At 36.8% G+C, this 13,629-nt stretch carries 8 protein-coding genes; all 8 read right to left on the bottom strand.

Annotated features, from left to right (window positions below; genetic code table 11):
- Positions 1 to 211: 211 nt before the first annotated feature.
- The 8 genes from ACRD64_RS13160 to ACRD64_RS13125 all read right to left on the bottom strand — a co-directional run bounded on the left by ACRD64_RS13160 (position 212) and on the right by ACRD64_RS13125 (position 13,621).
- Positions 212 to 1,975: an arylsulfatase gene (locus ACRD64_RS13160; protein ID WP_430933846.1), complete on the bottom strand. Its 1,764-nt coding sequence runs from the start codon at positions 1,973 to 1,975 to the stop codon at positions 212 to 214.
- Between the two features lie 181 nt (positions 1,976 to 2,156).
- Entirely contained in the window at positions 2,157 to 3,578 is a 1,422-nt protein-coding gene (locus ACRD64_RS13155; protein ID WP_430933845.1) for a T9SS type A sorting domain-containing protein, read from the bottom strand.
- 614 nt (positions 3,579 to 4,192) lie between these two features.
- Positions 4,193 to 6,595, bottom strand: coding sequence for a T9SS type A sorting domain-containing protein (locus ACRD64_RS13150; protein ID WP_430933844.1), 2,403 nt, complete (start codon positions 6,593 to 6,595; stop codon positions 4,193 to 4,195).
- A 1,382-nt stretch (positions 6,596 to 7,977) separates the two neighbouring features.
- Positions 7,978 to 8,214, bottom strand: coding sequence for a hypothetical protein (locus tag ACRD64_RS13145; protein ID WP_430933843.1), 237 nt, complete (start codon positions 8,212 to 8,214; stop codon positions 7,978 to 7,980).
- Between the two features lie 107 nt (positions 8,215 to 8,321).
- The gene (locus ACRD64_RS13140; protein ID WP_430933841.1) at positions 8,322 to 8,552 is read right to left on the bottom strand and encodes a hypothetical protein; all 231 of its coding nucleotides are present in this window, start codon (positions 8,550 to 8,552) and stop codon (positions 8,322 to 8,324) included.
- Positions 8,553 to 9,203: 651 nt separating this feature from the next.
- Positions 9,204 to 9,752, bottom strand: coding sequence for a sulfatase/phosphatase domain-containing protein (locus ACRD64_RS13135; protein WP_430933840.1), 549 nt, complete (start codon positions 9,750 to 9,752; stop codon positions 9,204 to 9,206).
- A 42-nt stretch (positions 9,753 to 9,794) separates the two neighbouring features.
- On the bottom strand, positions 9,795 to 11,957 hold the full coding sequence (locus ACRD64_RS13130) for a ligand-binding sensor domain-containing protein (protein WP_430933839.1): 2,163 nt from the start codon (positions 11,955 to 11,957) through the stop codon (positions 9,795 to 9,797).
- 596 nt (positions 11,958 to 12,553) lie between these two features.
- The gene (locus ACRD64_RS13125) at positions 12,554 to 13,621 is read right to left on the bottom strand and encodes a right-handed parallel beta-helix repeat-containing protein (protein ID WP_430933838.1); all 1,068 of its coding nucleotides are present in this window, start codon (positions 13,619 to 13,621) and stop codon (positions 12,554 to 12,556) included.
- Between the last annotated feature and the right edge of the window lie 8 nt (positions 13,622 to 13,629).

The raw sequence follows: 13,629 nt of genomic DNA, 5'->3' as shown, positions 1-13,629 counted from the left end.
GATATTCCGTATTATATATATAATAACCCACCTGTGTGGCCTGATTATTTGCTCCGGTCATGCCGGTTTCTGTTTAAAAATTAGATAATACCTGCCCGGCGCAGGCGGGGACTACGAACAGAATATACTGAGCGCAGAGTTTTTCGTATTCATTCCCGAATCAAGTTGGGGAAAGGCTATTGCGATAAGTCAAGTGGCTTTCAGCTCATTTTTAATTAGAGGATTTTCGAACATAAGTATAATAGACACCATAGCTTTCCTCCCCTTCAACAAAGTCATTGGTCAGCATTGTCTTTCCTTTCTTCAAACTCACTTTAAATATTACCTCTTCATCCTCCTTGCCAATCTCTTTCTCAAAAACCTGCTCGGCAATTTTAATTCTTACTTTATTAGCATGGATGGCTTCATAGTCAAACCGGTTTTTAGGGTTTACATCAGGAATGCCTGCCACTGGACCGGGACACTCTTTAGGCCATCTGCAACAGGAAATAATATACTCACCATCTTCCTCTATTTTTAAAACATGGGTATTGTTTTTGTTTTTCATCCCTGCTGCCACCTGTTCACATTTCCAAATTCCGCCATCCTCGCCAATAGCATGCTGAATGGTTAGCTTGATTTCCGTTTGAGCATCATTCCCGACAATTTGCACAGGCAACTCTTTATATTCAGGATAAGTTTTAGAGACTTTTAGGAAAGAAGCATTATCTTTTAACAGTTGCCGTACCACTTCGGGGTAGTATTGGGCCACATTGTTTTTCTGCTTGGGATCTTTTATGATATCATACAGTTTCGTGCCATTCACCAAGCGCCATGGGCCTTTTAGAACGCACGTTTCATCTACATCCTTGGGTTGGCGCCAGTCCTGTCGGTGGTGAACAAACACGGAACGGTTTGGAAGTTTTTTGTTGCTATCGGTTAATAGCGGAGAAAAATCCACTCCATCCAACCTAACTTCTTCGGGAATTTTCAAATCGCATAATCCTGCCAAGGTTGGAATCAAATCAACATGAGCTGCCAGCTCGCCGACATCCTTTCCGCCTTGTATTTTTCCATTGGGCCAGCGGATAAAAAACGGAACAATATGACCGCCTTCATGCTTACTTCCTTTTATTCCTCTATAACCTTTGTTGTATCCCAATTTGCCATTATAACCATAACGGGTTCCATTATCGCTCATATAAATGAGAATGGTATTTTCAGCTAAGTCTTTCTTTTTCAGAAACTGGTCGAACTTCCCGAAATTCTCGTCTATATTGGCAATCATGCCATATAAATTGGCATCTATAACCCCCTCCAGGTGTTTGTATGGTACAGCATATTTTTCGGCAACAATTAAGGGGTCGTGAGGAGCATTGGTAGGCAAATAGATAAAAAATGGTTTGTCTTGGTTTTTATCAATAAACTTCATGGTTTCGTTGAACCAAATATCGGTACAATAACCCTCAAACTGCCGGGGCTCGTTATTCACATAATACACATCATCAAAGTAACTGTTTCCCCAATAATCGGACAGTTCCCCAACACCTCCGGCTAAATGATGAATGGCGGTATCAAAACCACAATCGGTAGGACGGGTTGGGTAATTATCGCCCAGATGCCATTTGCCAAACAATGCGGTTTTATAACCGTTTTGCTTAAAGATATCAGCCATGGTTAGGCAATTTTCCGCTAAAGCATCTCTGCCTTTGAATGTTGCCCAAGCGCCATTGTTGATAGGATATTGCCCGGTCATGACAGCCGCACGCGTTGGGGTACAAAGCGGGCTAACATGAAAATCGGTCATGCGAACCGCCTCATCGTAAAAAGCGTCGATATGGGGTGTTTTTAACCACGGGTTACCATGACATCCCAGATCTCCAATTCCCTGGTCGTCGGTTAAGATTAATACTACGTTGGGAGGTGTTTGTATTTTAGTTTCCGTGCAGGAAAGTAGTAAAACAGAGGTCAGTAGAATTAATAAGTTTTTTATCATGGTTTTATTTAAGATTTAACACCATTGCATTGAAAACACAAATAATCATTAAGAAATAAGAAGGAATAATTTGAAGTTATCCAACTATCATCCCCCCATCCCCGCTTCTTTAACGTGGTACTTCCCCCTTGCCTATGGTCAAAGGGAAGATCATAAAATATTATTATCTAAATATTTGAGATTATATTTTAATCAGTTTCAGCGATGCGATATTGTTACCAGATTTTAATTGAAGGATATATGTACCAGACGACAAGTCTGATATATCAATTTTAGAATCTTTTTCGCCTGTTATTCCTCTATTTAATAACTTACCTGTAATGGCATATAATTCAAAGTCAGTTGGAGAATCCAATCCTTTAATAAACATGACCTCTCCAGCTGGATTAGGGGCAATTCTAACCGTTTGAGCACCTAATTTCCCCACTGCCGTATCGTGGTTGATTTTCAGACTAAACTCTGCTGTATTTAAAACAGAATGGTCACTATTGCTAATTAAAGACACTGCAGCAATATAAGTTCCGTTTAGTTCCGAATCTTCCATTTCCATTAAAAGATTTCCGTAACCCGCATAAAGCTCCTTCTCGCTGCGTAGAACAACGGATCCATGCTCATCCTTTATTTCCAATACAATTTTATTGTCGCCATTGCTTTGGTAATTTACATTAAAACTCAAAGCGTCAGCTTCCAATGAAGTCGGCTTTTGCGAGAACATTATCTCTTCAGAAAAAACATTATTACTTTCACTCGCGCTTTGTTCATCAACAGGTAAATAAGAATAGGTTCGTACCCAATCATAAAAGGTCGTTCTTTCTTCCCAGGTACCAGTCATTCCACCATCAGCAGGAACGGGACTCCAATCGTAGGTTTCACAAACCAACTTGATATACATCTCAATATCGAAATTAGCTATAGGTTTGATAGTGTACTTATATTCACCATTCAAATAAAAGAGTATTTCAGTAGCGCTTTTCCACCAAACGCCATAGGTGAAATAATTATCGTAGACTTTACCATTGGTTTCTGCGTGATTCCCTTTTGAACCGGCCGGAATATGTGCACATGTTTCCGGTATTCCACGGCTGTGGGTATTGGACCCCATCTGGGTTGTTTTTGCATGCGTAGCAGGGTAACCGATACATTCCTGAACATCCAGCTCTGTTGTTCGTCGCTGACAGTCGGTACTTTCGTTGGAATAATTAATCAGCCAAAAGGTAGACGACATGAAAGTTTTATTGGCTTTCATTTTACATTCTACAAAACTACCTAGTTTAACCTTGTTTTTTGAACGTACATGTGCTCCTTGATGCGTCCATGTTTTTCCATTGACTACACGTGCTTCCGAAAAAACATCGGTAGTCAGCCTCAGGTTTCCTTCACCCACCGTAACTGCTTCGGCGGTAAAAAGTCCCGGTTCACGACCAATCCACCGCGTGTCTGTATTTTGCCAAACGGTTTCATTTAATGCACTGGTTCCATCAAATTCATCCGAACATTCATTGTTTAACACCCAGCGGTAACCAAGTTCGGGAAGAGCGGGTTGGGCAAATATGTTAATGTTGATTAATAATAGAACCAGTGTAGAGATTTTTGATTTTTCCATATTTGAAATAAAGATTGTTTTAGTACATCCTAAAAGTAATTAAAGGTAGTAGCAAACCCGCTGTTGATTTCTAATCAAAAACTATACAAGCGGTAAAATATTAGGTACTTCGGTCAAGGTAATGCAGGTTAATATGATTCAGGTTAAACATTGTATATAAAAATAAGCTAATTAAGGGGGTATTTTAAATTTTCCAAAAGAAGATGTCCGAAACTGATATTGCTTAACTGCAGAACTTACAATTTGCAAAGCAGGTATGCATGTAACCCCTATCCCCACATCTGCGATGCGGTACTTCCCCCGGTCTCAAGACCAAAGGAAGAACCATATATAAGGCCTTACAACTTAAAGTTTGATCAAAATATTTATGACTTTTGATGTCAACCCTAATAGCACTCCGTTTCAATAGCCTACAAACCAACTTGGCTTTTGCCCGCATTGGGGCAGTTATTTGCATGGTGCTATCCATAGGTCGATGCCCTATGTTGGTCCTATAAGCCCGTTGGGCTTTATTGAAATATGAGAGAGTACAAACATTGTTCATTCTTAAAGTTAATCGCATTAGGCTCTATGCCGGGGAAGCGTTTTTTACATGATGTATTTATTTTTACCTTCTACCTTTGTAACACCATCTTCCTAGTATGCGACAATCCTTCTCCTTTTATATTTAGGATATAAATTCCGCTTGAAACAGCCGAACCCAGACTCATATCAAATTCTCGATTGGAAGGATTTACTGTTTTCCGTTCTTTTTTAACGACTTGTCCTCTCAAATCAATTAATGAAACTTCTAACTTTCCTGAATAATCGCTGTTACTAATAATTTGAAATTTAGAACAGCTTGAATCTGGATAAACCAACCAATTGTTTTGCGAGGATATATTATCATTTACCGAAACGTCTTCTGGTTTGCCGTTATAAGCCCCAATGTTTACTTTCCCGGATTCCAGATTTATAGGATTTCCATAAAAATCGACTGTTGGATAAGGAGCTATATCTTTAAAAACGCCATATCCTGCATTTATAACTACTGGACCTGTAATATTAGTTCCTTTATCGATAGCAGGACTACCCTCCTTCAGTTGATATGCCAATTTATCAGCACCGGTACCTGTAAACATCGGATCGCCTTCTACAGGATTGGTATCCATGTTTACCCATTCGGTATTAACGTTACCTTCATAAAGGTTATTGGTCATTGTAAACGGGGTGTCATTGTCTCTTACTGAAAATTGCAAATGCCCCATAGTAGCGCCATTGGTGGATGAAAAAATATTGTTATAAATAAACATATTTTTGGCATCTACATTAAAGGTGGTGGTAAATTCCTTATCAATAACTACTGTATTATTATATACATATACACCATCGCTTAACATCAAGCCACTATCAACCCATCGGTCAGAATAAATATAAACAGTACTACTTCCTGCTTTCCAGTCCGAAACTCCTTCGGTATACCTAAAACCACTATTCACACTCACATTAAAACGGTAAACTGCATCTATATTGTTAGCCAAAATTTCAACAAACCCGCCAATACAGTCGTCCATATAATTGTACTGAACAAAGGTATTGGTATTATGCTTATCAATATGAATACCATAGGAATCGAGATAACCTCGGGTACTTAAGCACATGTTATACTGTATCACGGTATTCATTGCCTTGTAGTTCCATACCGAACTACCGCGAGCGGGCATGCGAGGGTCTGTAGATGCTCCGGGATGATCAAAAATATTGTTTTCAATCAGGCAGTTGTAGGTACCATTGGGCAACACTGCTGTTCCGCCATTATAGGAGAATTCATTGTTACGCACAACCACATTCATGATACGGTTGATGGAATCGTTGCCAATACCTTCGTTTCCTCCACCTCCTCTAAATTGGATACCTAAACGCTGTAGGTTGGTAAAATAACTGTCTTCAATAATAACCCCGTTGATGTTTTTTTCCTTACCGGCCACAGTATTTTTAGCACTGGTAAACCTGATACCGGAAACCTGGATAGCATCAAAGTCTTCGGGACTAAGCATGGGCTGCACGGCAAAAACATCTCTGACGGTAATATTACGAAAAACCAGGTTTTTCATGGTTTTATCACTGCTATTATGAATGGAAATACCAAAGGCATCGGTATCTTTTACTCCGGACCTGGCAACCAAACGGTCGTTTTTCACCTCTATCCCATCAAATATTATGTTGCCGCAATTCTCTATCCTGATCGCCTCCTGATAGTCGCCACCCGCTTGGGCTCCAACCTGTCCGTTTATAATAGGTTTTTCTCCTTCGCCATACGCTGTAATTACAACAGGATCATCTTCGCTTCCGGAACCATTGACACTATAATGTCCCTTAAACTCATCCCCACTTTTAAATAAAACGGTATCACCTGGCATTAGGGTGGTGGCACTAATTTTATCCAACGTAAGCCAAGGCTCCGCCTTGGTACCTGCATTATCATCATGCCCTTCTGAACTGCTTAAATAGTAAGCTGTTTGCCGGATGGATTCTACTACTTTAAAATGATCTATATCAATCGTTCCCGACCAATAATGATACAAGGCGATTTTTACCTGTGCAGCTCCATAAGGCACAACAAAGCTAACTTCCAGGTTTTTCCATTCTTGTCCTTCGGTATCGTTGGCTGGTTTATAATCTGCAGAAGAAGCTATTATATCGTCACTTGTAGACAATACGCGTAGCTGCCTTTTAAAAGGACCTTTGCTATCCAAGCTGTACAAATAAGTCTTACCGGATTCTACATTTATGGTTTTGGCCATTTGCATTTTTGCACCGGCATTTACATCCGCTACCATATGGACAAATTTATTCCCATTACTTTCTGTAACAACAGACGTAACATTGCCGGTATACGCATCGCCTTTTGTCAACACATATCCTTGTGTGCTTAGGTCGGTACCTATGGACAAATTTTCAAAATCTTCTTGAAAAACTGTTTGGGCAGATAAGTAGGTGGCTAAAAAAAATAAAGTGGCAAATAGGACTTTTTTCATTATCTAATCGATTCATTTTTCAATGTTCTAAAAATACAAACCCCTTCCGGATATTCAGAGGGGGTTATTGCCTTAAAACAAGTGTGTTTTTATTATTTCGGTGATTGTATTGCCTGCATAATATAAACCGAAGCGTGACTTTTGATGTTCGAAAAGAGAATTATAATTGGCGAAATTATCTAAGTGCTTATGCATATAGAGTTCACAGGCTGATAACTTCCCATCCCCAATCCAACTCATGCCTTTTATTTAAGAAGTTAGTCTCCTACTTGGTTAGGCGGCCAATGTTGGGTGATTCTACATATCCCAACCTACTCATTTCATAGTATATTAGCATTTTGTTAAGAAATGCATGGATGGCATCGTAACGGTGGCTCGGGATTAACCACCATAATTTGTTGGGTTGCTTTTATTGAGCAAAATCTATATCGTTTACGACCATAAGTACACCAGCAACGAGTAAAACTAATTATCTCGTATTTATATCATTCAAACTTTAAAATAACTATCAGGAATTAACTAAAAGCCACTGTCTATTTGGGTCAATAAAGCATGTGTAATATGGGAGCAATGAATCGACCAAGTATATCATTAATTATTAATGCAGTAAACCAACAACATTAGTTTTACAAGCTTAAGTACTGTAAACAGATACGGTAAAAAGGTGTATGTGAATAATTAAAGTATCGGATTAACAAAGGCTAAATTGTCATCCAAGACCAAAGTGCACTTGATACTGACAGACCTTTAGTACATCGATAGGGAAACGAGTGGAAACAGATAGTATATTATCGAATAAACTATTAGATCTATTCTCTAATTAATCCCAACATAATACTCTTGCATCACATCCCCTGCCTTTTGTGCTGCCTTTTATCCGACAAGAGTCTTTTCTGGTGCCAGCCTTCCTGATTGCTTGGGTGACGACGATAAAGTGAACGAAAATCGAAAAGCGCCCATGGAGTGGTTCCTCAGAAATTTTGAATATTTTTAAACACGCCCCGATTCTTTTCATACCGGTTTTTCTGATTACCTAACTCCACGAATAGACCTTTTCGCCATCACCTTTTTTCCTTACAAACTTTCACAACCAAATTCGGCAAATATCAATGGCTTGACGTTAGCCACATCCCATTTCATTTCAGAAGAGTCAACAGGCCAGAGAACATTCCATCACTAAAATTCATTTACACCTAGTTACATCCACTACCTTGGAAAGATCATCTTTATTTTAACCGTAATGCTTTTCGCATTGAACCCGCAATATACATTAGAAATCCTATTACACATTGAAATTACTTTAAAACAAGACACTTCGTTGCATCACTTCAACTCACCAGAACGATGCTCCTGAAAGTAATCGGGACAAGTTATGCCTCGTTTCAGTAATGCCTTGTTTTATTGTACTTGCAATGCTCATGACGAACCTCCAATACATTATCCGGATTGAAACGTGAATTATCAAATGCAGGAACGACCAATCCTGTACCATGTAAATCGTGAGCCAGATTAATTAAATCGGTCAACACTTTGTTTCTATTAATTATTTGGACTGGTCCCGTCGGCAGCCCTCCAGATAATGATCCATGCTCTGTTTTTATCGAGATAAATCCTTTCATGCAGCATCGTGATCGCTTTATCCAGCACCACAGGAATTTTAGATTCGATACCTTGTCAAAGCAGGATTTCTTCACACATCGTCAACATAAAACACTTTTTAAAGCCATTAGCTCCTGATAACGGTTAACGATATCTTCATGAATTTTTTCCAACTGTGAATTAAAAATTCTAATCTCGTCACTTTTACCTCTTGCATTCCTTTCCAATTATCCCATTTTTCTGGATTAATGTACCTCTTTAGTAAAATTATACAACCCCTACCATCCACTGTAATAAGCAAATAAACAGGAACTTTACTTCCTTTTACCTTTAGTTTCTTCAGAAAAAAACAGACCAAAAGATATTGTTAAAGCCGTCATACCTTCTTTAAATTTAAATAATTTTCTCAACTCTGGGTAACCGAATAGGTCGCATTTACATTGGTGTTTTTTGGTTTAAATTGATATGGCCAAAAACAAAAAAGCCCGTAAACAGTAGGTTTTACGAGCATTTGTTTTTCTTTGAAGAGTAAGTTGTCGGGATGACAGGATTTATCAATCGCCCTATAAACCGTAATGTATCAACAATTTAAACAAAATTCACAAACTAAGTTACACTTAATTTACACCTGCAATTTGACTTATAATGTATTGATTTGTGGTCTTTTGACAAGTACTAAGATACGAAAAAACATTGGTTTAGAGTGTCAAAACACTACAAAATCAATGGAGAATTACATTCTTCATAACTGTCTCTTTTAATGCAATACCGTGAAACTTATTTATGAGACTAGTTTTTGAGACGGTTAGGAATAGCGTAGGATGTAGAAGGGTGATTTGTATTATCAAACCCTGGTTTGGAGAGTGCAAATTATATAAATATTAGACGCTCTTTTTTTTCTAAAGCAAAAGGTATCACCGAGTAAACTCCTAATAATTTTATGACAAGAATTCGTTTAAATAGAGCAACTGAAATTATTAACTTCAACCCCAACTATTTCAGAGGTAGCTTATTCTTGTGTTTTTCCGCTCCCTATTACTCTAGCAATACCTTTAGTTAAATCTAGAGTGAGTCCAACTAAATTAAGAAAGTTGGAAGATAAATTGATTGAATCAGGATCAATATTAAGGGCGATTGATCCTGACTGCACATATCTCCATTCATGCTTAATATCAGATAATTGCATTAATTCAGGATACACACCTGACAAATCCAACTCGTCATCCATCTCCTTTTGCAATTTAACCAACTGGATGAAAAGCTGCTTTACTTTGGTCTGGTATTCTTTCTCATCTGCAAGGTCGTTCATTTCCTGCGGATCTTTTTTTAAATCGTAAAACAATACTTTCTTTGCCTCGGGATAAGCAATCAGCTTAAAACCGTCTTTGCGTATCATCCGCTGTTGTTTTGTGTAACAACCATAAATAGCTGAATAAGGGCTTTCCTTTTGTTTACCTCTAGCCATTTTCATTAAACTATTAAACTCTATATATTTGGGTTTATCAATACCCGCCAGATCCAATGTTGATGGCATAATATCCTGCAGGTAAACATCCATATCCCGTTTCTTGTTTTAATGCTACTACAATATGAAAAGATTTTAACTTAAATAACCTTTTGTATTCTCACCAGCTTTAATCTCCTTATTGTTAACAGACAAAGCAGTGATAAGCACTTGAGGCAATATTTCATTCTGTTTTATTTCACTTGGCTTAAAAACGGTCAGACCATTTAAACCTCCGAAGTAGAAATATCCTAACTTACTTTTAAAGTAGGAGGCTTGTCTGAAGTTATTGTGAGCCAATCCATCTCTAACATCGTACACTATTGATTTTTTTTTGTTTGTATTGATCCTGCCAAGACCCATATCGGTACTTAACCACAAATGATTTTTATCTTCCTGAAGGATACCATAAACAGCATCATCTGGCAATAGGTCATTTTCTGTAAACTGATCCATTAGATAAGATTCTCCATATTCATCTATATAAATCTTCCGCAAACCTTTACCAAAGGTTCCCACCCATATATTACCCAATTCATCCTCCATAAGTGAAAATATGTTATTATTCACCAAAGTCGTACCCTGTTTCTGATTTACAGAGAGCTTACTAACCAATAATCTACCATCTTTATGAATTCCCTGATATACACCAGTGGTAGTACCAAACCAATAATTCCCTCTATTATCGATAAGAAAGCATTGCATAATCCCATAGTTCTTAAACCCAATCTCTTCCGCAGTTAATCTCACATCCTGTTTTATTTTCTCCCATGGGTTTGAAACTAATACACTGCGATTTCCTCCAATCAGTATTTGATTTTCATCAATTTGATGAATAACCCGTATTTGATACAGGTTGACTCTTTTTTTGTCTTTTTCAAGTATTACTTTTTTAAATGAATCCACAAATGGGTTATATACTACTAATTCCTGATTTGTACCTATCCAAATATACCCTTTGCGGTCTTCGTAAATAGAAAGAATAATTTCCTTTGACGGAAGATGAATCCTTGCTTTTAAATTTTCAAATTTTAGATTACTTATATTCTCGTCATTTACAGGTTCCTGGCTTCGGCTAATGCCCCTACCATATGCTGACACCCAAAGAAATCCTCTACTATCTTCGAGTATAGATGTAACTAAATTTCCTGAAATAGAAAATTTGTCGTAGGGGTTATGCCTATAACCCATAAATGCTTTCTGCATCAGATCCAACTTACTTATTCCTCCTTGAGCAGTTCCAATCCAAAGTACATTATACTGATCTTGCAGAATACAATTTATGCGATTGTTGCTTAAACTCTCTTCATTTTTTGCATCAAAACTAAATTTTACAAAACTCTCTTTTTCTGGAACATATCTTAACAATCCTTTATTTAGCGTACAAACCCATATGTCACCAGAATGATCTTCAAATACATTGGAGATTGACAGGTTTTCATTGAATTCATCCTCTTCATTTAGAAATTTAAATTTACGGATGATGTGCATTCTATCCCCTTCCATACTGCTTTTGTACAATCCCTCATCCGTCCCTACCCAGTAAATTCCATTAATTTCTCTAATTGTATTAATGTACTGATTCGAAAAAGAGTCTATTGATATCATCTTTTTAATGCTTGGCAGGCTATCTTCTCCCTCCGTAGAATAATCTACACGCCAAAGTCCACTGTAAGCAGACAAAAACATTTGTGACCTTTCGTCGAAATAAATTTCGTTAATATCTGAAATCTTGCCATCCGATGTAATTAGATTACTCGATACACTAAAGGAAATACTACCATTTACTTTGGCTGCTTTACATACAAAAACCTCATTTCTACCACAAACCCAAACCCTTCCTTTCGAATCGCTATTTATATGGCTCACTCTAATACTTTTATCTATAGGCACACTCACAAACTTCTCTAGCCATGGAATATAGACATTAACTCCATCCCGTGTACCGACCCATAATATACCCATACTGTCGGTGTGTATGCTTGTGATATAATTATGAGAGATAGATTGTTCTGCAGAAGGACTATACTTATAGCTTTTAAAATCGTAACCGTCATAACGGATTAAACCATTGGGTGTCCCAAACCATAAAAAACCATACTTATCTTCTTCAATGGCATTAATTGTATTCTGATTAAATCCTTCTTTGTTGGAGAATCGTTCGAATTTTATAAATGCAGATATGGCATTAACACATATAGCAAAGAGCAATATCAAAATTAGCGGCATCTTTAACTCTTTTCCCGTCTTAATCTTCATGGACAATTCTGTATTAAAAGTTTTTTAAATTTGACCATGTAAGTTAATGAAAATACAGTTGGTGCACTTTTATTATCGTGCATTTATTTATATATATCATGCATAATACTTGTAAGGACAAATAATTCAGAGCATCCACAATAAAAAAATCCCCATAATGTCATTCAGACATAAAGTGGTTGTTCAAATTTGTTAATTTTAAGATAAGTTAAAAGCGTTCTTAAACCATTTTCATCTATTGAAGAAACAATACTGTTTTCTAATGTTTCATTAAACCCGGGTTTGGCGAGAATTTTCAGAGGTTTATTGGGATGGAATTATTTAGTGATAGAAAATGGCTGGTTTGATGAGAAATTAAAGCCAATGGATATTCTGAAACACTATTATTTTCAAAAGACAACTTTGCTAAACTATTCTCGAAGGAATCAATGTAACCTGCTCTAATATATGAATTTTGCGAATCGGTATAAATCTAATCTTTTCTAACATCTTCTACAGAATCACCCTGTTGATAACAAACAAAACACATGATTAATTTAAAGCAAATGGAACACCCTGAGATAATTCATAAGATCATCAATTATTGTCTAAGGTTATTAATTATCTTCATTATAATCACATTCAAAATCAGAGCAATTTAATACATTATAATTGGTTCCATTATCTACACATTTATTGCCTTCCACATTAAAAGTTCTGCAAGCGTTTATATACATACCATTGTTAGTATTATCAATCACTTTATTATTGATTATATCCGTATAACGACACTCGTAACCGTTATATTCAACCATGTACAATCCGGCCATTTTGCTGGTTGTAGATTTTTGCCCGATTAAATCATTACCAGAAATAAGAATATGGTGACAGCCCTGTATATTCAGGTTAATTCTTTCATTGTCGAATATCTCATTGTCTTTAATGGTAAAATATCTGGATTCGTTGGTCACTGTTGTTGTTCCTCCAGCTAACTTTAATCCGCTACCTTCAATTGCATTATAAATTTTACAATTGTAAATTAAGGCTTGTCCCGCTCTTCGAAAGTAAATATTGTGGTATAAATAGTGTCCTCCGTTATCGTGTATATTAGAATATTCCAAACGAATATGAGTAGTGCCTTTTATATGAATACCCATCGTAAAACCACTAATCTCAACTTCCCAGGTTCTTATCCTTTGGTTATAATATTCCGTATCTGACCAAACCCCTAATCCAATTACATCAGGTAAATCATTAATAAGCTCATTTGCAGTATAACCTCCTTCAATACTTAATTCTCGTATTTCAACATCTGTAAGAGATGCATTATCAGCACCTATAAAATAACCTGTTGATGTTGTGAAAGCAGATGAACGTTTTAGAATTGTTTGTCCTATACCCTTACCACTTATTCTAACATTACTTTTTAAATGAATAGGAGTGTCAATATTATAAGTAATTGAAGAAAGGTAAATCGTTCCTCCTCCATTAGTGTTTGCCGCATCAATAGCATTTTGTATTCCTAATGCATCGTTTGAAGAAGGATAATAAGCAGTTGAATATACTATTGGTTTGTCTGCTGATTGAACTGTTGAGTATGTTTCTGTACCACTACCAAAGGATTCGCCCTTACAAATAAACGTAATCATTAATAGTGTATATATAGATAATAAAAGCTTTTTCATTCTATTGT

Origin of the sequence: Saccharicrinis sp. 156 (genome assembly GCF_050589685.1) — a bacterium.
In the GTDB taxonomy this organism is placed as follows: domain Bacteria; phylum Bacteroidota; class Bacteroidia; order Bacteroidales; family Marinilabiliaceae; genus Saccharicrinis.
Note: the sequence above shows the minus strand (reverse complement) of the source record. Positions and strands in the feature narration are given on the sequence as shown.